Source organism: Planctellipticum variicoloris, from assembly GCF_030622045.1.
In the GTDB taxonomy this organism is placed as follows: Bacteria; Planctomycetota; Planctomycetia; order Planctomycetales; family Planctomycetaceae; genus Planctellipticum; species Planctellipticum variicoloris.
On the sequence record NZ_CP130886.1, the window covers coordinates 5127311 to 5151178 of the forward strand.

The window sequence follows — 23868 nt, forward strand, 5'->3', positions numbered from 1 at the left end:
CCCAGCGGACCCTACGTCATTGCGTTCAACACGTCGGCGAGTGGAGATCAGCGCGGGGCGGCTTCGGTTCCGTCGATCCGGCCGTCGCAGTTGGCGTCCAATGCGGCGAATCGCGGCAGCGGACCGATGAATTCCTGGCGCGAGATTTCGCCGTCGCTGTTGCGGTCCATTGCGGCGAACCAGGCGGGGGCGACGACGTTGACGGTCGAGGGTTGGACTTCGACCATCGAGGCGGGACGGGCGAAGCCGAGCCGCTGCGCGAGCAGGGGGCTGGAGTCGCGGGCGAACGACAGGGTCATCCGCTGCGGGACTTCCTGGTCGGCGAGTTCGCCGTCGCGATTGGCGTCCCAGGCCGGGAGCTGTTCGCCTCCCCGGCGGAACTCGGCGGCGGAGAGTCGGCCGTCGCGGTTGGCGTCGAGCGATTCGAACAGATTCCGGCTGGAGTCGGCGGCGGTGATGACGAGCTGCTGTTCGAACAGGTGAAGGCGGGTCTCGGCGTAATGGGCCAGTTCCGCCTTGGTGACCTTCTCGTCGCGATCGCCGTCGAGGAGGGCGAACAGGGGCTGCAGGCCATAGTTGCGAAGCTCGGTCGCCTCAAGGTACTCGTTGGCGTCCCGATCGAGCGTCTGCAGCCAGGCGGCGGCGATGGCCTCGGCGTCCAGGGGGGGCTGGTTGACGCCCTGAAAACTGATCTGAAGTCGATTGAGCTGAAGAGCGATGCGGCCCGGTTCTGCGACGGGAGCAGCGTCCGTGGTCATTTGCGGTGTGACCTTCAACACGGCCGGTCGACCGCCGGCGGGGAGGTCGCAGGTGACGTTGTAACGGAGCGGCGGAGTTTGCAGCAGAGCGGCGAGCTCGCCGCGATCGAGCGATCCGCCGTGGTCTTTGTCGAATCCGGCGAACTGGCTTTCGGAAAGTCCCAGCTCGGCCGCCGTGAGCGTCCCGTCGCGGGCCGGGGCATGGTCGTACCGGCGGAGCAGCATCCGGACGGCGGCGTCGGTCCGCTCGCCGAGCGGCAGCACCAGGAACGGCCCGGTATCGGTCGAGCGGCCCATGGATCCTCCCATGCGGGAAACCACGCCCTGGCGGTTGGTGCTGTCGAGTTCGGCGGGAACGAGCAGGTCGTCTTCGTTTTCGTCGAGATGCCGCAGGGTGGTGAGGCCGTCCTGCAGTTCCGTGCGCGACAGTCGGCCGTTGCGATCCTGGTCGAGTCGGGAGAAGAGGACCACGCCGGCGAACTGCTGAGCGTTGGTCTGCAAGGCTCCGCCCGCCGGGGTGGCTTCGGACGTGTAGCGGAACGCGAGCGGGCCGAAGCCGAGCGAGTTCATGGAGGCGTTCAATTCGTCGCGCGAGACGGGGCCACGTTTCTGCTTTAGGAACGACGAGTCCTCGCGGTCGGCGATGGCGCGTCCGCCCCCGCCGTTGATCAGGAACTGAATTTCGGAGGAGGATGGGAGTCGAGGCGCGAGCTCCTCCCAGGTGGTCGTGCCGTCGGCATTCGCGTCGCCCTTTTCGAGCAGCGCGCCGAGACAGGCGTCCCAGCCGCTGCGGAGATCGCGCCCCTCGACGGTCACGATGAGACGCAGCCCGATCGGCCCCTCGTCGGCCAGGAGCAGGACGTCCTGATGGAGCGGCGGCGGATCATCGGCGGTCGCGGGGGTTGCGGCGGCGAACAGCAGCAGGATCAGGGAGAGCCGAGAGACGATCATGCCAGGACCTCCTCGATCGGCCTGGCGGCGGGATCGGCCAGGCGGATGGGGCGGCCGACGTTGGACATGTTCTGTTTGGTGGGATCGAGCCCCACCGCCTGCACGACGGTTGCCAGCAGGTCGGCGGTGGTGACCGGACGCTCGGCGACGGTCATGCCATCCGCGCTGGTCTTGCCGAGGGCCTGCCCGCCGCGGATGCCGCCGCCCCCCAGGACGGTCGACCAGGCGGCGGGGAAGTGATCGCGACCGGCGTTGTTATTGATGGAGGGCGTGCGGCCGAACTCGCCCATCCAGACGACGAGGGTTGAGTCGAGGAGTCCGCGCTGGCCGAGATCGTCCATGAGAGTCGCCCAGGCGGGATCGAGCGTGCCGCAGAGGGTTTTGAGCGTGGGGAAGTTCTGCTGGTGGGTGTCCCAGCCGAGGGCTCCTTCGGTTCCGCTGAAGCTGACTTCGACAAAGGGGACGCCCCGTTCGACAAGTCGGCGGGCGAGCAGGCAGCCCTGGCCGAAAGTGTTGCGGCCGTAGCGGTCGCGGAGCTCCGCGGGTTCGTCGTCCAGATCGAAGGCTTTGATCCCTTCGGAGCGCATCATCCGGACGGCGGAGGCGTAGGCGGAGCGATGGCTGTCGACCATGAGGCCGGGGCGGGCGGCGGCGAAGTCGGCTTCGAAGCCTTGCAGGAGGGAGAGCCGGCGATCGACCTGGGGGGCGTCGGTTCCCGGGTGGGACTCGACGTTCTGCACGCGGAGGGCGGCGTCGCTTTGCCCCGGACCGCTGCTGCCGACGATGAGCGGGGCGTATTGCGGGCCGAGGAATCCGGGACCGAATGCGGCGGGGGCGAGACCGATGAAGGGGGAGATGCTGACGTAGCCGGGGAGTTCGCAGTCGGCGGAGATCAGCTCTTTGCTGAGGAGGCTGCCGAGTGCGGGGTACTGGATCGGCCCCTGGGGGAGATAGCCGGTGCGCATGACGTGCGTGGCGCGGGCGTGGTCCCCTTCCTTCGTGCTCATGGAGCGGATGATGGCGAGCCGCCTGGCCTGCTCGGCGAGTTTTGGGAGATGTTCGCAGATCTGGACGCCCGGGGCGGCGGTGTCGATCGGTTTGAATTCGCCGCCGTTTTCGTGCTCCGGTTTCAGGTCGAACAGATCGATGTGGGAGGGGCCGCCGCTCATCCAGAGGAGGATGCAGGATCTGGGGCGAACGCCGGTCTGCTGCGCGCAGGCGGCGAGTTGCGGGAGCCAGCTCGCCCCCGCGGCGGCAGACAGGCCGCCGGTGACCTGCAGCCAGCGCCGGCGGGAGAGAGGGACAGACCAGGCGGGGGTGAAAGGAGCGTGTGGGGAGTTCGCTGGCATGACAGTCTCCGGCGGAGTGTGCGTCTGACTTCGTCGCCTGTTCGCAGGAGGGCCCGACAAGAATGTCGGGGCCGCCTTCTGTTGAAAAACTTTCTTCTGGCGGGGCAGACATTCCTGTCTGTCCGCTCCTGATGGACTGGCCTCAATGGTTGAACAGAAACTCGCTGCTGTTGAGCAAGGCCCAGAGGATGTCGCCGAGGACTTTGCGGCGTTCGTCCGGCGAAGCCTGCGCTTCGACCGCCTGAACGAGCCTGGCGGATTCTGCGGCGGCGGGGAGACGGCTGACTGTCGAGAGAAAGAGCGTTTCGATCTGCTCGGCGGCGGTCAGATCGGGAAAGGCGAGGATTGCTTCGAGGATGCGGAGCTGGCGGACGTCGGTTTGCGGACCGTTCATGATCAGGAGCGCCTGCAGGATGCTGGTCTGGCGATCGATCGGGCGGTCGGTGACGTTGGCGAACAGTTCGCGAAACTGCTGATCTTCACCCTGCGGCGCGAACAGGACCACCGATCGGTCGGCGACGTCGGGCGGGGCGGCGCCGGTGGCCCGCTGCAGGCTGCGGTAGACCGATTCCGCGGTGAGGCCCTGAACCGCCATCCGGGCGAAGCGGGACGGTTCATCCTGGCTGTCATGGGTTCTGCGGCTTGTGAGCTGGTACGTCCGGCTGTTGACGATGGCGCGGATCAGGAACTGCAGGTCGAAATCGTGGCGGGCGAATTCCCGGCCAAGCTCGTCGAGCAGCTCCGGGTGGCTGGGGATGTTGGCCGGGCTGAGATCGTCGACGGGGTCGACGAGACCCAGGCCGAAGAAGTGGGCCCAGAGTCGATTGACGGTCGCGCGCGCGAAGTAGGGGTTATCGCGGGCGGTGATCCAGTCGGCGAGGGTCTGGCGCGACGACGTGCGGGGCTTCCATTCGGGTTGATCGCCGTTCAGGAACGTCGCCTGGACGACGCGCTGGTTGATGTCGTCGGGAATGGCCAGTTCACGACGGTCGAAAACTTCGACCGACTGCTGCACGGGGATGTCGTCGGACCCGGCCCGGGCGGGAACGATGCCGGCGAAGAAGGCGGCGTACCCCCAGAACTGCCGGCGTTTCCAGGCGTCGAAGGGATGGTCGTGGCACTGCGCGCAGTCGATGCGGACGCCGAGAAAGGTACGGGCGGACCCGGCGGCCAGGTTTTCCGGTTTCATTTCTTTGGCGGCGAAGAACCCCGCAGGGGTCGCTTCGCGACCGGTGTTTCCCATCGTCATGGCGTTGGAACGGGACAAGGGGGCGGTCAGCAGCTCGCGGACCATGCGGTCGTAGGAGGTGTTGTCGATCAGCCGCTGGCGGAGCCAGCCTTCGAACTCGGGGGCCAGTGCGCGGAGATTGGGGTCGGTCTCCGTTTCGGGGAGCATCACCTTGCGCCAGGTCGACGTGAAATGCGCGATGTAACGGGGGCCGCTGAGGAGATGTTCGACCGCCTGGCGGCGTTTGTCGGGAGTGGGATCGGCGACAAAGCTGCGGACTTCCCAGACCGTGGGGATGACGCCGCCGATGTGGAGATTGATCCGGCGAAAAAACTCGGCGTCGTCGGAGAGTTCCGCGGGGACGACGCCGTCGATCTTCCAGCGGGCCTCAATGTGACGGTCGATGAGGTTGGCTGTGGCCTGGACTTCATCGGCGCGGGCCGTGCGAAGTCCGGCAGCGATCACGAGGAGCGTCAGGGCGATCCGGCAGCAGGGAGTTATACGTCGCATGGAGGAGTCTCCGAGGCGTCAGGGCTTCGCGGTCGACAGCCCGACGAGAGGAGCGATCAACAGATCCTTGAGAGGCCAGATCTGAGCCTGCCCGTCACCGCCGCAGGTGGCGAGCCACTGCCGGTCGGGGGAGACGGACAGGCCGTAGATCATTTTGTCCTGATGGTCGCCGAACTGGCGGATGCGGTTGCCGGTGGAAAGTTCCCAGAGTTCGAGGCGGCCGTTGAGGTCTCCGGTGAGGAGGGTCTGGCCATCGGGGAGGCAGAGGACGCGAGTGACGACGGTCTGCAGCTCCCACTCCCGGACCAGTGCCTGCGATTCGCGGTTGAAAATGCGGACTTTCTGATCGGAGCAGCCGGAGACGACCTGGCTGCCGTCGAGGGAGAAGACGGCGGACTTCACTTCGGCGGCGTGGCCGGGGAACTTGCCGATGAACTGCCCCTTTGCAGTGTCCCAGAGCGTGACTTCGCCGGGGGTCTTGTAGGAGCGCCAGTTGCCGGTGGCGGAGAGGAGCCACTGGCCGTCGGGGGAGACTTCGAGCGAGGTGATGGGGAGGTTCTGCGGCCAGCGTTTGAGGGTGCGGCGGTTCTCGGCGTTCCACATGCGAATGATGTTGTCGCCTCCCCCCGAGAAGAGCCGTTTGCCGTCGGGGGTGATCGCCAGGGCCGCGGCTTCCCGGCGATGGGCTTCGAGGACTGCCAAAGGCTCTTTACCGTCGGGCGCCCAAAGACGGACGTTGCCGTCTGCGCCGCTGGTGGCCAGCCAGCGACCATCGGGAGCGAGGAGGGCGCGCATGACGCCGGCGGGATCGGCCGTGAGCGTGTCTTCGAGTTTTCCTTCCCGCCAGTTCCAGCGTTTCAGCTTGCCGGCATGGTCGCCGGTCCAGAGCTGCCCGTCCTGCGGTCCGAAGAGGGCGACGCGGCAGACGGAGTTTTCGACTGACATGCGGGCGATGGCGTCGGTGACGGCCTCTGTGGCGGGGTAGCGGCGGACCAGGCGTTCGTAGCCGCCGGTGAGGATTTCTTTCGCCTGCGGAGCGTAGGCGACGGTGGTCAGGATTTCGTTGCCGCCGGTCAGGTCTTGCGGTTCGACGAGCGTTTGCCCGTCGATGGTCCAGAGGCGGGCGAAACCTGCGCGGCCGGTGGCGACCAGGGTTTTGCCGCGCGGGGAGATGGTGACATTCCAGAGCATGCCGCCGGCGTTCTCTTCGGTGTGGAGCGAGTTGCCTTCGGGGGACCAGAGGCGCAGTTCGCCGTCTTCGGCGGCGCTGGCGAGCCAGTCGCCGGAAGGATGCCAGTCGACCGAGCGGACGGCCGCGGAGTGCCCCTTCAGCTCCGCCGTCGATGCCTGCCGGGCGACATCCCAGATCCGGACGGAGCGATCGCCGCTGGCGGAGGCGACGAAGCGATCATCGGGAGACCAGACGACGGAGTGAACCGAGGCCGAGTGGCCTTCCAGCGTCGCAAGCTGCCGACCGGAGACCGCATCCCAGATGCGGACGGAGCGGTCATATCCGCCGGTGGCGAGACGCTGGCCGTCGTGGCTCCAGGCGACGCCGAGGACCCAGCTTGCGTGACCGGAGAGGGTCAGGACGGTCTTCACGGCCGTTGGATTCCAGAGACGGACGGTCCCGTCGAAGCTGGCGCTGGCGAGTTGCTGCCCGTTCGGGGAGAAGGCGACGGCGGTCACGACGTCTTCGTGGCCGGTCAGCATCTGGAGGAGGTCGCCGCTTTCGAGATCGCGGAGCTGCACGATGCCGTCTTCGCCGGCCAGGGCCAGCCAGCGACCGTCGGGGGAGCAGTCGAGATCGGTGATGATGGGAGGGGAGGCTTCTTCGCCGACGAAGGCGGGCGCGGAGACGTCGGTATTGAGATCGTAGAAGCGGACGCGGCCGTCGGCGCCGCCGTAGGCCAGCGTATGACCGTCCGGAGAAAACGCGACGCAGTGAACCATCTCGCCGGCATCCGAGAGAACATTCACCCGGTCCCCCGTCAGGGGATTCAGGATGGCCGCCTGACCGTCGTAGCTGGCGGTGGCGAGATACTGGCTGTCGGGGGAATAGCTCAGGTCGGCGATCGTGCGGCTGTGGGGCATAAATCCACGCCGGAGCGCGCCGGACTCGACCGACCAGATGCGGACGGTATTATCGATGCCGGCGCTCGCCAGGTCTTCGCCGTCGGGCGAGAAGGCCACGCTCATCACGGGGCTGGTGTGGCCTTCGAGGGCGAGAATCTGCTCGCCGGTCTCGGCGTCCCACAGGGCGGCGCGGCCGAAGATTGGTTCGGAGAAGCCGCCTCCGCCGGCGGCGAGCATCAGGCCGTCGGGGGAGAAGGCGACGCATTGCAGGCGGAAGACGTCGCCGGTGCAGCGTTTCAGCTCTGTTCCGGTGGCAGCGTCCCACAGTCGGAGTTCGGCGCCGTCGCTGGCGGTAGCGAGTTTGCGGCCGTCGGGGGAGAGGGCGAGGCGAACGACGCGGGAGCCGGCGGGGATCTCGCGCTCGTCGGCGATTCCCTGGGGACCGAGGGTCGCCAGGTGGACGACGTGATCCCAGCCCGACCAGGCGACGCGCTGGCCATTGGCGCTGAGGGCCACGGAGGCGACGCCGCGAACGGACGCCTGACTGACGACCTGGCGTCGGCGCTGGAGGTCCCAGACGCGGAGTCGACCGCGGGTGTCGGGGGCTCCGAAGCCGGCGGCCATCCAGTGACCGTCGGCGGACCAGGCGAGAGTGCGGACCGCGAGAGTGGTTTCGTCTTCGGTGCGAGCGGCGGCGGCGTACTTGGCGGGTTCCGCGCCGCCGGGCGATTCGGCGCAGACGCCGTCCGACCACGGCGACCAGGCGGCCGCGAGGGTGCTCAGCGCGATGAGCCACCGAACCGACATGGGAACCCCCGCTGGGAGACGACGGACGAACGAAGCCGGGTACAGGACAGATGGCAGACGGGACAAATGTCAGCCTAACAGTCGCGACGCCGGCCCGGCAAGGGGAATTGAGATGAGAGTCGAGAGTCGAGAGTCGAGAGCCAGACACGATCGGCCACGTCGCCAGTCCTGTCTGGCTCTCGACTCTAGACTCTCGTCTCTCGACTAAAAAAAAGAACGGCGACCAGAGGAGAGGGGCTGGTCGCCGTTGATGGCAGCGGGTTGTCTTCGACTTCGAACCGGTTCAGTTGTCGAGGGTGGCGCGGCCGGTGTTGGCGGCGCGGCGGATCGGCGCGGCCTGAGTGGCGCCGGTCTGCTGAATGTTGGAGCCGCTGATGACGGAGCGGTCCTGGGGGCCGCTGGAGGTGGCGGACAGGTAGTTGTCGACGCGGGTTTCCTTCTTGAGTTTTTCGAAGACTTGCGCGACGGACTGCTGGATCTTGGCTTCCTTGATTTCGTCGTAGAGGCCGTCTTTGACTTCTTCGATGTCGGTCACGATGGGTTCGGTGCGGCCTTCGCACTTGATGATGGCGTAGCGATTCGAGGCCATCTGGACGATGCCGGAGATTTCGCCTTCCTTGAGCTTGAAGGCGGCCTTTTCCAGTTCGTCGGAGCCGGAGAAGCGCGGGATCGGGGGGACGGCGCCGCCGAGCGAACGGCTGTTGGCGTCGACGGAGTACTTCTGGGCGAGCTGTTCGAATTCGGCGGGGGCCTTGTTGACGGCTTCCCAGCATTCCTGGGCCTGGTTGAGGCGGTCGAGGAGGATCATCTTGGCCTTGACGCGGGGTCCGTAGTTGCGGACGAAGGCTTTGTTGAGATCTTCTTCGGTGATGTCGACCTGTTCGCCGGCGAGCTTGCGGAGGGCGAGCATCGGCCAGATGACGCTCTGGCGGTACTGCTGGGGGGACAGGTTCCGCTCGGCCTGGAGCATGGCGTACCAGCCCTGGGGGTCGAGGTTGAAGCGTTTGGCGATGCGGTTGACTTCGGCCGTGACGTCTTCTTCGGTGACGACCAGGTTATTGGCTTCGCAGGCCTGCTGGATGATCATGCGGTTGATCAGGTCGTCGAGGACTTCTTTGCCGTGGCGGGTGACGCATTCGGCGGCGACGAGGTCGTAGGGGATGGTGTCTTTGCCGACGCGGGCGAGAGCTTTGGCAGTGGCTTTCTGGCCGGCGGGCTCGGTGGCGGCCTGCCCCGGCTGAGCGCGCCAGGACTGCATCAAGAGGACTCCAGCAACGACGGCACCCGCGGCGCCGCCGAGAACCAGCCACCAGCGTTTCCCGCCAGCAGCGGCCGTCGCGAGGTGCTTAGCTTCACCCATGACTCGATCTCCCCGAACCCGACTCAGAAGTTGCCTGGACAGGCTCGCGAGACCCGCGAGTCGCCGCCATCCGTGGCACGGCGCGACTTATAGGTTTCACGAAAAATCGGGTCAAGTTCGGTTTCGGGAAAGCCGAGGGGGGACGAGTGATTAGTGGCTGGTGGCGAGTGGCAAGTGAAGAGAATGGCGGCAACTTCTGGTTCCCAGGCTCTGCCTGGGAACCGGTCTTATCGAGGCTCCGCCTCGCTCCGATCCAAGCCAGTCGCCGAGATGACCAATTTTCACTCGCCGGCCGAGACTCGACGCAATTGCATGCGCAGTGAACTGTTATGGCGAACAATACCCGAAGCGGCGGGGCTCCGCGGCGCCCTCTGTGCGGTGATTGTGTTGGTCCTGCGTTCCCTGCGGCGCTAATGTCGGTTCGGCGACCCTTGTCAGAGTCGGCGGGATCCGACTACACTATTCGATCCCCGTGCCGGGACAGCGGGGAACGTCCGGCTTCAGTCCCGTGCAGACTCCGTCGGTCCGCATCTGGCGGTCGACCAGCCCCTGGTGAGATTATGAAATCCGGCATTCATCCCGAGTATCGCGAAGTCGTGTTCCAGGATTCGTCCACGGGGACGCAGTTCCTCACGCGATCGACGATCCGTACCGAGAAGTCGACCGAGTATGAAGGTCGGACGTTGCCGCTGGTGACTGTGGACATCAGCTCGGCGTCGCACCCGTTCTTTACGGGGAAGCAGAAGTTCCTGGATATCGCCGGTCGCGTCGAGAAGTTCCAGAAGAAGTACAACTGGGATCAGCGGAATCAGAAGGGAGAGCAGGCCTAGCGTCCTCCGGGAGTCTGTTGTCCGTCGGGTGGACCGACTGTGGACGACGTGCTCCGGGAGCCGACCGAACCTGCCTCGCGATGCATATGCGACGCGGCCGACGGAACGGGGCTGACCCGGTTCTTTCGCCGCGTCGCGGCATTTGATGCCTGCCGCCCGCGGCCGTTTCCGAGCCTCAAACGACGAACCGGCGATTGCGCCGGCCGGTGGAACCGCCATGTTTCCGACGCTGCAAGCCAAGCTGACGCGCTACGAAGAAGTCGAGAAGATGCTCCAGGATCCGGAGATCCTGGCGGACACGCAGAAGATGGTCGAGCTGCAGCGGGAGCACGGCGGTCTGGGGAAGGTGGCGCTGTCGGTGCGACGCTTCAACGGTCTCGAAGCCGACGTCGCGGCGACGAAGGAGCTGCTGGAGGCGGAGACGGATCCGGGGACGCGCGAATACGCCGCGCACGAGCTGCACGAACTGGAGCAGCAGTACGATGCGCTGCGGACCGAGCTGGAAGACATGGTGACGGCGGGGGACTCGCTGACGCGCGGGAGCCTGATCATGGAAATCCGGGCGGGGACCGGCGGCGACGAGGCGGCGCTGTTTGCGAGGGACCTCTTCAACATGTATACGCGGTTCGTCGACATGCGGGGCTGGAAGTACGAAGTGATGGATCTCTCGGAAACGGAGCTGGGAGGCTTTAAGGAAGTCTCGCTGTCGATTACCGGAGAGGGGGCTTACCACCAGTTGCAGTTCGAAAGCGGCGGGCACCGGGTGCAGCGGGTGCCGGAGACCGAGACGCAGGGCCGGATTCACACCAGCGCCGCCACCGTCGCCGTGATGCCCGAAGTCGGCGAAGTGGACGTCGAAGTCCGCGACGAGGATTTGCAGATCGATACAATGCGGGCGGGGGGGCCTGGGGGTCAGAAGGTCAACAAGACGGAATCGGCGGTCCGGATGACGCACTTGCCGACGGGGCTGGTGGTGCGGATTCAGGACGAGAAGAGCCAGCACAAGAATCGGGCCAAGGCGCTGCGCGTGCTGCGGAGCAAGTTGTTTGAACTGCGGATGGGTCAGCAGCACGAAGCGCGTTCCGAGCAGCGGCGGACGCTGATTGGATCGGGCGATCGGAGCGAACGGATCCGGACTTACAACTTCCCGCAGAATCGATTGACTGACCATCGCATCGGGCTGACGATTCACAAGCTCGATCAGATCATGATGGGGCACATGGACGACCTGATTCAGCCGCTGCTGCAGTTTGATCGGGAAGAACGGCTGAAGGGGACGCAGGGGCTGGCGACAGCTTGACCGGGAAATCTGAAACTCGAAGCACGCAATCCGAAACAAGTCCAAACGCTCAAAGCAGAAAACGAGTTCGGCTTGAACGGGTTCGTGGAAACGCTGGCGTTTGGAATTTCGAGATTTGGTGCTTGTTTCGGATTTCGAGTTTCGGATTTCGTGCTTCGCGTAATGAGCCACGGAAGGGCCAATGATGTCTGATCCGGAGCCTCGATCTGCGGAAGGGAGCGCGCCGGCTGCTGGAGCGGCCGCTCAGCCGGCCTGGACCGTGCGGAAGGTGCTGGAATGGACGACGCAGCACCTGCAGAAGCATGGGAGCGAGACGCCCCGGCTGGACGCCGAAGTGCTGCTGGCTCACGCCCGCAAGTGCCGGCGGATCGGGCTGTATACGGACTACGATCAGCCGCTGTCGGATGCGGTGCGGGCGCAGATGCGGGAGCTGGTGCAGCGGCGGGCAAATGCGGAGCCGGTCGCCTACCTCGTCGGACACCGCGAGTTCTTCAGCCTCGACTTCGCGGTGACTGCGGACGTGCTGATTCCGCGGCCGGACACGGAGACGCTGGTGCTGGAGGTCATTTCCCTGGTGAAAGGGAAAGCGGGGGCGCGGGTGCTCGATCTCTGCACGGGATCGGGATGCATCGCGATTTCGGTCGCGAAGAACTGCCCTGCCACGAAAGTGACCGCCACGGACCTCAGCGCCGCCGCCCTGACGATCGCCCGGAAAAACGTCGAGACCCATCAGGTCGGCGACCGGGTCGAGCTGCTGCCGGGGGATCTGTTTGCCGCAGTGCCGGCTGGTGCGACGTTCGACGTGATTGCGAGCAATCCTCCCTACATTCCCACGGCGGAGATTGAGACGCTGGCGGGCGACGTCCGGCGGCACGAGCCGCGGCTGGCGCTGGATGGGGGAGGCGACGGCCTCGACCTGCTCCGGCGGATCCTGGCGGAGGGGCCGCGGCATCTGGTTCCGGGGGGCTGGCTGCTGGTGGAGTTTTCGCCGGAACAGTCCGAGCGGCTGTGCGAGCTGGCGCGGGGCGTGTCGGAATACGACGAGGTGCGCGTGCAGAACGATCTGGCCGGCCAGGCGCGGGTGCTGCTGGCGCGGCGGAAATGAGGGGGCGCGGCGGGGGCCGTGGGCTCTCGAATCGCGCTGACCAGTATTTCTACGACGGTGGGCGACGAGGCTTGCACATTTGTTGCGGCGTCGCGGCGGGTGCTCTACACTCGTTCTGCGGCCAGGTCGGCGAAATTCGCAACCGTTCGACGGCACCTCGCATCCGGGATCAACGCAGTGATGGGGTACGCAATCCAATTGCGCACGGTTTCCCTGCCAGCTTACGTGCTACTGGCGGGGATGCTGTTGTTGGCGCTCACGGCCCCGGCCGGGGCGCAGCCGCCACCCACTCCGGCGGGGGTTGCAACTCCGGCGGCGCCCCCTGCGCCGGTCGTGGGGGGGACGTCTGCGGGGAGGTTCCCGGCTCCGCCGACGGGGTTCTTTCGCGGCAACTCTTTTGCGAACCCGACGCTGACGGGCTTTTACTTCGGCTGGTTCCGGCTGATTTATCTGGTGGGGCTGTTCTTCCTGTGGGTCTGGACCTGCCGATGGATCGATGAAGACGCGCACGGGCTGAAGGTCCGGCCGATGTTCTGGAACACGATCGCGTTGTTCGGCGGCACGGCGGGATTCGTGTTGGCGCTGTGCATGCCGGCGTTTCCGGTGGCGTTTCTGGTCATGACGACGGCGTACGCGCTGCCGATGGGTCTGTATGTCTATGAGCGCAACCAGCGCGTGCCCGATTCGGGCAAGGTGCTGACTCCCCGGCATTTGAAATCCGTCGGACTGCGGCTGCTGGGTCGCCTGGGGATCAAGTTCGGCACGCGGGAAGTGCGCGAGGCGATCGGGGGGCCGCCGATCCGGCTGATCGGCAAGTCGGGAAAGGGGGCCGGCGAGGTCGACCGCAGCAAGCAGGTCGAGTCGTCGGGAGGGTATCTGGCGGCCCGGGAACTGATTTACGACGCGATCTTGCGACGGACGACGGATATCCATCTGGAGCCGAAGGAAGACGAAATCGCCGTCCGACTGCGCGTCGATGGCGTGATGTATCCGGCGGAGCCGTTCGATCGCTCGACGGGCGATGCGATCATCAACATCTTCAAGGTGTTGGGGGCGATGGACATTACGGAGCGTCGGAAGCCGCAGGACGGGAGTTTCCGGGCAGAGACCGAGGGGCGGCAGATCGACTTCCGCGTGGCGACGCAGGGGGTGCAGTTCGGCGAGAAGATGAGTCTGCGTATTCTGGACCAGGGGAGTTCGGTCAAAACGCTGCCGATGCTGGGCTTGCGCAAGCAGCTCATGGAGCAGGTGGCGGAAATCGTCCATCAGCCGCACGGGATGTTTTTGAGCTGCGGTCCGACGGGGGCCGGCAAATCGACGACGCTGTATGCGGCGCTCCAGGAGATCGACGCGCTCGAAAGCAACATTATTACGATCGAGGATCCGGTCGAATACAAGATGGCGAACGTCACGCAGATCGAAATCAACACCAAGGCGGGACAGACGTTCGCCGGTTCGCTGCGGAGCGTGCTGCGGCAGGATCCCGACGTGCTGCTGGTGGGCGAAATCCGGGATGCGGAAACGGCGAAGATCGCGTGTCAGGCTTCGACGACGGGGCACATGGTCTTCTCGACGCTGCACGCCAACGATACGGTAACGGCGCTGTTCCGGCTGATCGATCTGGGGGTCGAGCCGTTTCTGCTGGCCAGTTCACTGTCGGCAATTCTGGGGCAGCGGCTGGTGCGGAAGCTGTGCGAAGACTGCCGGGAGCCTTACCGGCCCGACGTCGAACTGCTGCACACGCTCGGTCTCCCCGCGGAGAAGGTCGACAAGTTCTACCGTCCGCCGAAGTCGGGCAACGCCTGTCCGACGTGCAGCGGCATGGGTTATTTCGGTCGAATGGGTGTGTTCGAGCTGCTGGTGATGACGGACCGGCTGCGGGACATGATTCGCGAGACGCCCAATCTGGCGGCGATCAAGGCGGAGGCTCGCAAGAACGGCATGCTGTATATGATCGAAGAGGGTCTGCGGCTGGTGGTCAAGGGGACGACGTCGCTGGAAGAGCTGCGACGCGTCGCCAAGTAGTCCCGAACCAGTGATCCCAAGACCCACGACTGCGTTCCTGATGTGACGGACGGACCATGATCGATCTGCTGATGCTGGTGGTGATCGGACTGGTGACGTGGTGCGTCGCCAGCGAAGGAGTGTGGGGGGCGGCGCTGGTCTTCCTCTGCACGCTGCTGTCGGGGCTGCTGGCGATGAACTTTTTTGAGCCGCTGGCGGTGGTGCTGCAGTCGGTTCTGCCGCAGGACTATCGGAACCACGCCGATTCGATCGCACTGGTTGGTCTGTTTGCCGGGTTCGTGTTTGCGCTGCGAATGTCGACCGAGCGGATTGCCCCGATTTTCATCACGCTGCCGGATATGGCGGAATCGATCGGGCGGTGGGCGTTCGCCGCCGCAACGGGCCTGCTGACGGCGGCGATCCTGCTGACCGCAGTGCACACCGCGGTCATTCCCCGCGAGTATCTGGGGTTCAAGGCGGAGGGGCCGACGTTTTTCGGACTGAACCTCGATCGACGGTGGCTGGGATTCACGCAGTACGTCTCGGAAAAGTCGCTGGCGAATTTTCGATTCGTCAACGAGAAGAACGAGCTGATTCCGCACATGTTTGACGGCCCGTATTTCGCCGTCGGCGATCCCGGCAACCCGTATCCCAATAAAGTCTGGCCGTCGTTCCCCATCCGGTATGCCGCGCGGCGGGATCAGATTGCCGGTGGTGGAATTGCTCCGGTTGCACCGGCGCCGATCTTCCGGCCGGTGGCGCCGACCGGGGGGAGCGGCAGTCCGGGTGGGGGACAGGCGTCTCCCGGATTCTGAAGAATCCGATTGGCGCGACGGCCGCCCGAAGAACTTCTCCAGACCGAGCGTCCCGCGATACCGCGGTCCGGCTGCGGAAGGTAGACTGGCTGCGACGGTCGAGCGTCCTTCCTCGCCAGCTCTGACCGGGCAACTGATCCAGGCGGCACGTGCCCCGGAAATTCGACGAGGACTGTTGAGAGACCTGCCCACGGGCGAACTTCTGGAGACAAGACGTGTCCCAACGCCCAGACCGGTCTGGAGAGCATAGTATGACTCATGCCTGGCACGACGTGACCCCCGGTGAAAAGCTGCCGATCGAGTTCACGGCGGTCATCGAGATTCCCCGGGGTTCCAGCGTCAAGTACGAGCTCGACAAGGAAACGGGGCTGCTCCGGCTGGACCGCATGCTGCACTCCGCCGTTTACTATCCCGCCAATTACGGCTTTATTCCGCAGACCCTCGCCGAAGACGACGACCCGCTGGACGTGCTGGTCCTCTGCCAGGAGCCGGTCGATCCCTTGACGCTCGTCGAAGCCCGCGCGATCGGCCTGATGACGATGATCGACTCCGGCAAGAAGGATCACAAAGTCCTGGCCATCGCCACGCACGATCCCGAGTTCAATCCGTTCTATGAAGCGTCCGAGCTGCCGCCGCACCGGCTGTCGATGATTCGCCGGTTCTTCCAGGACTACAAGATACTGGAAGGGAAGTCTGTGGAAGTCGACGACCTGACGTCTGCAAAAACCGCCTTTCCGGTGATCCTCGAATCCCTCGAACGCTACAGCACCTCCCGCCGCCGCGGCTTCCGCTAGTGCTGGCCGCACGGGCTGCCGCGTAGCAGCCGTGTTGACGGATGAGACTCGATGGCCGCGGGATGCCGAGACTGATCGGAGAATTCAAGAAGCGGAGTCTGGCTTTCCGAGAATTGCCTTCCGCTTTCCGTTCGACAAGTCCGGGGCTTCGCGATGACGCTCCAGCCCCGGCCACCCTTCGAGTTGTGAGTCTGATGGATTGAATTGAAGTTTATGAGCCTCTTTCGACCTGATATCGATCGGATTGCCGGGTATGTGCCTGGCGAGCAGCCGCAGGAAGCGGGCTGGATCAAGCTCAATACCAATGAGAACCCCTACCCGCCCTCGCCGCGGGTTGTGGCGGCGATCACCGCCGCGGCGCACGGTCGGCTGAACCTGTATCCCGATCCGTTGGCGAAGGCGTTTCGCAGGGCGGCGGGGGAGGTGTTTGGCGTCGATCCCGACTGGATTCTGCCAGCCAACGGGAGCGACGAGAACCTGACGATAATCACCCGATCGTTCGCCGATGGTCCGGATCTGATCGCCTATCCGTACCCGAGCTACATTCTCTACGAAACGCTCGCCGATCTGCAGGGGGCCCGGCACGAACGGATTCTGCTCCAGCCCGACTGGTCGTGGGATCCGACGACGACGCGCGGCGTGGTTGAGCGGTCCAAGCTGATCTTCGTGCCAAATCCCAATTCCCCGTCCGGGAATCGCTGGACCGACGCCGAGATCGAAGCCCTCGTTCCGCCGGCGGGCGTGCTGGTGCTCGACGAAGCCTACGGAGACTTTGCCGACAACCCGCACCGCGCCGAGATTCTGCGCGGTTCTGCCGGGCGGCAGATCATTGTCACCCGGACTTTCAGCAAGTCGTACAGCCTGGCGGGGATTCGGTTTGGATTCGCCATCGCGCACCCGGATCTGATCGCCGGGATGCGGAAGGTGAAAGACAGCTACAACTGCGATTCGATCGCGCTCGCGGCGGCGACGGCGGCGATTGAGGATCAGGCGTGGATGGAGGCCAACGTCGAGCGGATTCGCGCCACGCGAACGAGGATGTTTGCAGGACTGCAGTCGCTCGGTTTTGCGCCGGTTCCCAGCCAGACCAACTTCGTATGGTGCAGCCATCCGACCGGACGGCACAAGGAGATCTACGAGGGGCTGAAGGCCCGGAAGATCCTGGTCCGGTACATGGCGTTCCCCGATGTCGCCTGGGCCGCAGATGGACGGCTCGACGGACTGCGAATCACGGTCGGCACCGACGCAGAAATCGACGCGCTGCTGACAGCTCTCGGCGAGATCACCCGGACGATGAAATCGGCGTGAAGCGGTCGCGGGGATTGACGTCGGGCCGGCAATGGGGTTGGCTGGAGTCGCCGATTCAGGACCGAGTCGGGTGGCCGGGGCTGGACCGAAGGGACGCCCCGGTTTTTGATCACGCGAGCAGACCGGGGCATCGCGCAGACGCTCCTGCCCCGGCCACAGACCAACTACGTTGACCGGAGTCCGCTCATGCTTCGCATCGCGCTCGCCTGCCTGGGACTTTGCTTCGCGGCCGACGGCAAGCCGGTCAAGAAGGTGCTGTTTATCGGAATCGACGGCTGTCGGTCCGATGCGCTGGCGGCGGCGAAAACGCCGAATATCGACGGCCTGATTGCGGACGGGATTTACTTTGCCGACACCGATATCGTCTGTCCGCGTCCGACGAAGGCCGACACGATCAGCGGCCCCGGATGGTCGAACCAGCTCACCGGTGTCTGGCCGGACAAGCACGGCGTCCTCGACAACTCGTTCAAAGGCTCGAACTACGACAAGTTCCCGCACTTCTTCACTCGCCTCAAGCAGGTCCGCCCCGACGCAAAGACCGTCTCGCTGACCACCTGGGAGCCGATCAAGTCGAAGATCGTTTCGGGCGCCGACGACGGGCGGCACTTTGGCGGAGAGAAGCCGGGCGACTACCTCGGCGGAGATCGGCAGGCGACCGATGCTCTGCTGGATGTGCTGAAGACACAGGATCCGGACGCCGTAGTGCTCTATCTGGGCAACGTCGACGAGACCGGCCACAAGTACGGGTTCCATCCGAAAGTGCCGCAGTATGTGGCGGCGATCGAAGAAGTTGACACGCAGATCGGCCGAGTCCTCAGCGGGTTGAAGGCCCGCAAAACGTACGCTGAAGAAGACTGGCTGGCCATCGTCTGCACGGATCACGGCGGACTGGGGACGGGCCACGGCGGCGGACACGACAAGCCGGAAATCCGCCGGGTCTTTCTGATCGTCAGTGGTGCGTCGGCGCTGCGGGGGAGATCGGAGGAGCCGACGAGCCAGGTTGACATCGTGCCCACGGCACTGACGCATCTCGGAATTCCGATCGACCCGGCGTGGGAACTGGATGGCCACGCGGTGGGGTTGAAGGACTGATGAGAGGCCTTAGCCGCGGACCTTGTAGCCGAATTCCGCGAGCAGTTTCCGCAGGCGGTCGAGCTGATCTCCCTGAATTTCGAGGCCGTCGTCTTCGATCGCGCCGCCGGCGCCGCAGGCGTTTTTGAGTCGGGTGAGCAGAGCGGGGAGATCGTTGGCTTCGGGAGCGAGTCCGCGGATCACCGTGACGACTTTCCCCTTTTTGCGGCGTTCGACGGACAGACGTGCGGTCTGTTTTTCGGGCGGAACGAGGGAGCTCGGGGCCGCTGCGGGCGGACACTGGCATGCACTTTCCAACTGGCCGCAGCGCTCGCACTGCGGCGGTCGATCCCACGCGGTTCCTGCCAGCAGTCCCATGCTCTGCGATCCCTGTCCAGCGGCCGCTTGCCGACTCTCCAATGTCTTCGATGCCGACGACTACGATGCCGGCTGGCGGGGGGCGCGGCAAGCTCCGGGCCGGGGGGCCTGTGAAGATTCGCCGAAGTTGCCGCCGGGCGTGGAATCCCCGCCGGGAGCATGGTTCAATCGTGGACCCTTGCCGTCGGAGAGAACGACGACGGGGTCGTTCGCGCTCGCTCAACGGGAAGAAACACGATGCCCTCGCAACGTCGAAACGGTTTCACGCTGATTGAACTGCTCGTGGTGATTGCGATCATCGCCGTCCTGATCGGGCTGCTGCTGCCTGCGGTGCAGCAGGCCCGCGATGCCGCCCGCCGGACACAGTGCCGGGATCATCTGAAGCAGATGGGGTTGGCGCTGCACAACTATCACGACGCGCACGGAACGCTTCCGCCCGGTTACGTGTATCGCCCGGACAACAGCTACTCGCCGGCGGCTAACGGTTCGGGGTTCAGTTGGGGTGCGATGGTGCTGCCGTTTCTCGAACAGGCGCCGCTGTACGGCCAGTTCAATTTCAGTGTTGCGGTGTTTGCGGCGGTCAACGAGACGCCGCGCGAGGTCCGGCTGCCGGTGTTTCTCTGTCCGAACGACAGCGTCTCGCACGAGCGGATGATTGAAATGGGGCCCGCGCCCGAGCGCTACGCGATGGGAAGTTTCGTGGCGAATTTCGGTCCGCCGGATCTCGACGACGATCAGGAACAGCGGCTGGGGATGTTCAGCCGGAACAGCAGGACGCGGTTCGGCGACGTGACGGACGGGCTGAGCAATACGCTGTTGTGCGGCGAACGCGAAAACGGCCCGTTCCGCCGGGCCGGCAGCCACGGCGTGCACTTCGAATACGAAACGACCTGGTGCTGCGCGGTCCGCCAGTGGGACGAACCGGAAGACGACCACGGGCACATGGTATTGTTCCAGACCGGCAACGTCCCCAACGACCCGCGAAGCGACGATCGGGATGTGTCGGCGCCGCATGTGGGGTACGCGAACTTTCTGATGGGGGACGGTTCGGTTCGCGGGTTGAGCGAGAACATGGACTTCCGGCTGTACCAGTCACTGAGTACGCGCGCGGGCGGCGAAGTGCTCGGAGAGTTTTAGTTCTGGGGTGGCACGCCCAGAGGTCCGCCGATGGGCGTGGTCGGACCGATTGCCGAAGGGGAAAGACACGCCCTTCGCAAAGCCTCAGGGACGTGCCACCCGGCGGGCTCCCTGTCGAGCGTGGCGAGCGGTATCCTGCGTGCATGGAAACCGCCCCCCAGCTCCCCGATCTCGTTGACTGGCCCCGCCTGACCGCCGCCCTGCCCGGCATCTCCGGCCAGCTCAAAGCCACGCCGGAAGACTTCGTCGTCGAAGAACTCCCCGCCTACGAACCCTCCGGAACCGGCGAACACCTCTTCCTCTGGATCGAAAAACGGGACGTCGCCGCGGAACAGCTCACACGGCATGTGGCCCGCAGCCTGGGGATCTCGCCCCGGGACATCGGCGTCGCCGGCCTCAAAGACCGGTTCGCCGTCACCCGGCAGTACCTGTCGGTCCCCGCCCGCTGCGCCGAACTCATCCCCGAACTGGAGACCGACCGGATCCACGTTCTCAAAGCCGTCCAGCACGGCAACAAGCTCCGCACCGGGCATCTCCGCGGCAACCGGTTTTCGCTGCTGGTGAGGGATGTCGAACCGGGTGACGCCGAGCGGGCCCAGGCCATCGCCGCCGAACTGTCACGCGTCGGCTTTCCCAACTACTACGGCGAGCAGCGCTTCGGGCGCGATCGCGAAACGCTGCAGCTTGGGCTCGACCTCCTGACCGGCCGGCAGACGCCGCGCGACATTCCGTTCTCGCGACGCCGGTTCCTGCTGAAATTCGCCCTCTCGGCGGCGCAGTCGCAGCTCTTCAACGCAGTCCTCGCCGAACGCATTCGCGACGGACTGCTGCAGACGGTCCTCCTCGGCGACGTGATGGAAGTCGTCGAATCGGGCGGGAAGTTCGTCGTCGAGGATGTGGCCGTGGAACAGCCGCGCTGCGACGCCGGCGAGATCGTCCCCACCGGCCCGATGTTCGGCCCGAAGATGAAGGCCCCCACCGGCCTCCCGGCCGATCGCGAGACCCGCGTCCTGCAGGAGCATGGTTTGACGCCGGAGCAGTTTGGCGGGTTCAGCCAGTTGCTCTCCGGCACCCGCCGGGCGCTGACCATCCGGCCGGCGGATCTGCGGATTGCCGGGGAACCGGAGGGACTGCGATTCGAGTTTACGTTGCCGTCGGGCGTGTATGCGACCACGCTGTTGCGCGAGTTCCTCCGCAACGCCCCCGCTGGCGCGGCTTCAAACCCCGACGAGGCGGCTGAGAACGAGGCTGCCGAAGACTCCGAATAAAGGTTGACCGACCATGGCACTCGCCGATGCGTTTCGACTGGATGGAAAGAAACTGTTCATCACCGGCGGGAGCCGGGGGCTGGGGCGCGAGATGGCGCTGGCCATTGCGGACGCGGGCGCCGATGTCGTCCTGGTCGGTCGCGACGCGGCCAGCCTGGAAGCGACGGCGGCCGACATCCGGAAGCTGGGGCGGACGGCGCACAGTATGCTCGGCGACATCGGCTCGCCCGAGGATTGCGAGCGGGTCTGCCAGGCGGCGCTCGCCGAGCATGGACCATTCGACATTCTGATCAACAACGTCGGGGGCCGGCGGATCAACGTGCCGCTGCACGAGCAGACGCTCGACGAGTGGCGGCAGATCCTCGACCTCAACCTGACGAGCACGTTTTTGTGTCTGAAGCACATCGGCGGCGCCATGCTGGCCCGCGGCCAGGGCGGCCGGGTGATCAACATCGCCTCAATCTCAGGGATGGTGATCAACCGCGGCATCGGCGGGCGGAGCTACGAGACCTCCAAGGCCGCAGTGATCCACCTGACGAAGGCGGCGGCGGCCGACTGGGCGCCTCACGGGATCACGGTCAACGCGATCTGCCCGGGGGGCTTCATGACCGAACCGAACCAGCGCTGGCAGCGTCTGGATCCGACGATCATCGAAAAGTCGCTGGCGCAGATCCCGGCGGGGAAGTTCGGGGAACCGGAGGATCTGGGTCCGCTGGCGGTCTACCTGTCGAGCGACGCGTCCCGGTACATGACGGGTGCGGCGATCGTGATCGACGGGGGCTATACGGTCTGGTAAGCCGAGAACGCCCGTGGACAGAACGTCTTTTCCGGGCGATACTTTCGACGCAGGGTCCGTAGGGTGAGTCGAGTCTTCGAGGCTCACCGCAGCCGCCTCAGTCGCAGACAAGTCCGTCCGTTCAGCAAGGTCCGCCGCCGTGTTACTCCGCGATCTGACGATTGAGAACTTCCGCAGTTTCGACAAGTACCAGCTCAACGGCCTGGCGCGGGTCAATCTGCTGGTGGGGGACAACAACTGCGGGAAGACGAGCGTGCTGGAGGCGGCTTGTCTGCTATTGGCAGAAGGCAGGCCCTTGGCTGTGGCAAGGCTACTTCATGAGAGAGGCGAGTCGCGAGCAGTTCGGCGCGAGTTGTCGCCAACAGACTCGTCCGACGATCGCGAACTCAACGGAAGCGCGTATGTTGAGCACCTTGCCGTGCCAATGAAAAGCCTCTTTGGCGCTCACAACTTAGCTCGGCCAGGGCAAGTTCGACTTTCGGCGGGGATTGATCGTGACATCACGCTTAGTCTTGGAACGGTCGAATCGCTCTCAAGCGCAGGAGTATTCCCTCATCAGAACCTGCTTGTCGACGAGGGTCGAGAGGCATATGTCGCCGAGTCTAGACCAGATGGTGAGGTTCACCAATCTATCTCGATGCTTCAAGCTGGCGGATGGCTGGTATCAAGCAACTGGTTGGATGCGGCGAATCGAACAACTCTTCTGAACAGATCAGACGAATTGCCGGTCGGCTTCCTGTCAGCGCGTGGAATGCGACCGATTGCCATGCGCAGAGGCTGGAATCTCCTTGTTGAGCGGAATCGAGAACGGTTCGTTGAGCAGACGCTGCAAATCATTCTTCCTGAGTTAAGTCGGGTATTCTTCCTGACGGAAGAGGGAACGCAGAGCAACAGTCGACTTGGCGTCCTGCTCGAAGTGGACGGCATACGAACCCCATTAGGTTGGTACGGCGAAGGAGTTGGCCGACTGCTGGGATTCGGGATTGCGATTGGTTCGACTGCCGGCGGTTTTCTAGCGATCGACGAAATCGACACTGGCCTCCACTATTCCAAACTTGGAGAAATGTGGCGCATGGTTATCAAGGCCGCTCAGGAACTCGACGTGCAGGTCTTTGCGACGACGCACAGTCTGGATTGCCTGAATGGTCTGCAGGATGCCATCGCGGCCGATCCGGACTTGGCGGAGCACGTGGCCGTCCATCGCATCGAGCGGGCGATCAAGAAGGCGGTAAGCTTGAGCGGCGAAGAGTTCGCTCGTGCCATGCTGCGTGAATCGGAGATCCGCTGATGGCGCAGCGACTCTCCCGTGTCAAGATTCATGTCGAAGGCAAGAACGATCAGTACTCACTGATCAACTTGTTGATCAGGCATGGCATTGACTACGACCACAAACCGTGGCCGGCAACGTACCCGGAATTCGATGCTGCGATCAGTGACAGCGGTGATTCCTCGCGTCATGCAGACGGCGTCGAGGCCCTGCTGACGAGCATTCGTGAGGAAGTGAAAATTCAGGCGGGCGGGGTCGTTGGCTTTGTTCTCGATGCCGATGAGTCGCCGGCAGACCGCTGGATTGCCATTCGCGAGAGGCTGGCGGCTTCGTCCGTCACAACACTTGATGATCCAGCAGTTCCCGTCGAACAGCTTCAAGTCATGCCCGGAGAGGGGTTCATCGGCATTTCACAGGAGTACAAGACGCGCATCGGCGTATGGCTGATGCCGAATAACAAAGATGCCGGAGCCCTGGAAACGTTCCTTGCGACGCTGGTCCCCAAGTCAGACGAAGGCTTCCCGGCGCCGCTGTACGAATTCGCTCAGGCCTGCACCAAGGCCGCGAAGTCTCATCATGGCGCCGGTTATCGCGACATCGACCGATTGAAGGCGGATCTGGCCTGCTGGCTGGCGTGGCAGGAGAATCCCGGGCGGCCGTACGGCACCGCCATCCGCGCCCGGTATCTCCAGCACGACAGCCCGGTCGCGCAGCAGTTCGTCGCCTGGTTCAAGACGCTTTTCCAGATCGCCTGAC

At 64.8% G+C, this 23868-nt stretch carries 19 protein-coding genes; 13 read left to right on the top strand and 6 right to left on the bottom strand.

Translation table 11 applies throughout. From position 1 onward, the window contains the following. Window positions 1-47: 47 nt before the first annotated feature. From SH412_RS19925 to SH412_RS19945, 5 genes are all read right to left on the bottom strand, one after another. Window positions 48-1709 carry an EF-hand domain-containing protein gene (locus SH412_RS19925; RefSeq protein ID WP_336519771.1) on the bottom strand — a complete coding sequence of 554 codons (1662 nt, stop codon included), beginning with the start codon at window positions 1707-1709 and terminating at the stop codon, window positions 48-50. Continuing rightward, a complete protein-coding gene (locus SH412_RS19930; protein WP_336519772.1) occupies window positions 1706-3058 on the bottom strand; it encodes a DUF1501 domain-containing protein in 1353 nt (450 codons plus the stop codon). Before SH412_RS19930 ends, SH412_RS19925 begins: the two co-directional genes overlap by 4 nt. Before the next feature lie 142 nt (window positions 3059-3200). After that, window positions 3201-4796 (bottom strand): DUF1553 domain-containing protein, encoded by a 1596-nt coding sequence (locus SH412_RS19935; protein ID WP_336519773.1) that lies wholly within the window; start codon window positions 4794-4796, stop codon window positions 3201-3203. Between the two features lie 18 nt (window positions 4797-4814). Next, window positions 4815-7679, bottom strand: a complete 2865-nt coding sequence (locus SH412_RS19940; protein WP_336519774.1) for a WD40 repeat domain-containing protein — start codon at window positions 7677-7679, stop codon at window positions 4815-4817. 283 nt (window positions 7680-7962) lie between these two features. Beyond that, on the bottom strand, window positions 7963-9039 hold the full coding sequence (locus SH412_RS19945; protein WP_336519775.1) for a peptidylprolyl isomerase: 1077 nt from the start codon (window positions 9037-9039) through the stop codon (window positions 7963-7965). Window positions 9040-9599: 560 nt separating this feature from the next. Between SH412_RS19945 and SH412_RS19950 the strand changes: the two genes are divergently transcribed. The 8 genes from SH412_RS19950 (at window position 9600) to SH412_RS19985 (ending at window position 18287) form a co-directional block, all read left to right on the top strand. Beyond that, complete coding sequence (locus SH412_RS19950) at window positions 9600-9869, top strand: type B 50S ribosomal protein L31 (RefSeq protein WP_336519776.1); 270 nt, start codon at window positions 9600-9602, stop codon at window positions 9867-9869. Window positions 9870-10086: 217 nt separating this feature from the next. Next, window positions 10087-11169, top strand: a complete 1083-nt coding sequence (gene prfA, locus SH412_RS19955; protein WP_336519777.1) for a peptide chain release factor 1 — start codon at window positions 10087-10089, stop codon at window positions 11167-11169. A gap of 181 nt (window positions 11170-11350) precedes the next feature. After that, window positions 11351-12274, top strand: coding sequence for a peptide chain release factor N(5)-glutamine methyltransferase (prmC, locus tag SH412_RS19960; RefSeq protein ID WP_336519778.1), 924 nt, complete (start codon window positions 11351-11353; stop codon window positions 12272-12274). A 180-nt stretch (window positions 12275-12454) separates the two neighbouring features. Next, the gene (locus SH412_RS19965) at window positions 12455-14299 is read left to right on the top strand and encodes a GspE/PulE family protein (protein WP_336519779.1); all 1845 of its coding nucleotides are present in this window, start codon (window positions 12455-12457) and stop codon (window positions 14297-14299) included. Between the two features lie 56 nt (window positions 14300-14355). After that, entirely contained in the window at window positions 14356-15093 is a 738-nt protein-coding gene (locus tag SH412_RS19970) for a CvpA family protein (protein WP_336519780.1), read from the top strand. Between the two features lie 251 nt (window positions 15094-15344). Continuing rightward, window positions 15345-15887: an inorganic diphosphatase gene (locus tag SH412_RS19975; RefSeq protein WP_336519781.1), complete on the top strand. Its 543-nt coding sequence runs from the start codon at window positions 15345-15347 to the stop codon at window positions 15885-15887. Between the two features lie 213 nt (window positions 15888-16100). After that, entirely contained in the window at window positions 16101-17195 is a 1095-nt protein-coding gene (gene hisC, locus SH412_RS19980; RefSeq protein ID WP_336519782.1) for a histidinol-phosphate transaminase, read from the top strand. 186 nt (window positions 17196-17381) lie between these two features. Then, window positions 17382-18287, top strand: coding sequence for an alkaline phosphatase family protein (locus tag SH412_RS19985; protein WP_336519783.1), 906 nt, complete (start codon window positions 17382-17384; stop codon window positions 18285-18287). A 9-nt stretch (window positions 18288-18296) separates the two neighbouring features. On the opposite strand, the gene SH412_RS19990 is transcribed toward SH412_RS19985, so the two are convergent. Beyond that, the gene (locus SH412_RS19990; protein WP_336519784.1) at window positions 18297-18644 is read right to left on the bottom strand and encodes a translation initiation factor; all 348 of its coding nucleotides are present in this window, start codon (window positions 18642-18644) and stop codon (window positions 18297-18299) included. A gap of 237 nt (window positions 18645-18881) precedes the next feature. On the opposite strand from SH412_RS19990, the gene SH412_RS19995 reads away from it, so the two are divergent. From SH412_RS19995 to SH412_RS20015, 5 genes are all read left to right on the top strand, one after another. Next, window positions 18882-19781 carry a DUF1559 family PulG-like putative transporter gene (locus tag SH412_RS19995; protein ID WP_336519785.1) on the top strand — a complete coding sequence of 300 codons (900 nt, stop codon included), beginning with the start codon at window positions 18882-18884 and terminating at the stop codon, window positions 19779-19781. 143 nt (window positions 19782-19924) lie between these two features. Further along, window positions 19925-21049 carry a tRNA pseudouridine(13) synthase TruD gene (truD, locus tag SH412_RS20000; protein WP_336519786.1) on the top strand — a complete coding sequence of 375 codons (1125 nt, stop codon included), beginning with the start codon at window positions 19925-19927 and terminating at the stop codon, window positions 21047-21049. A gap of 13 nt (window positions 21050-21062) precedes the next feature. Beyond that, window positions 21063-21845, top strand: a complete 783-nt coding sequence (locus tag SH412_RS20005) for an SDR family NAD(P)-dependent oxidoreductase (RefSeq protein ID WP_336519787.1) — start codon at window positions 21063-21065, stop codon at window positions 21843-21845. Window positions 21846-21984: 139 nt separating this feature from the next. Beyond that, entirely contained in the window at window positions 21985-23133 is a 1149-nt protein-coding gene (locus SH412_RS20010) for an AAA family ATPase (RefSeq protein ID WP_336519788.1), read from the top strand. Next, window positions 23133-23867 (top strand): DUF3226 domain-containing protein, encoded by a 735-nt coding sequence (locus SH412_RS20015; protein ID WP_336519789.1) that lies wholly within the window; start codon window positions 23133-23135, stop codon window positions 23865-23867. Before SH412_RS20010 ends, SH412_RS20015 begins: the two co-directional genes overlap by 1 nt. Window position 23868 lies beyond the last annotated feature (1 nt).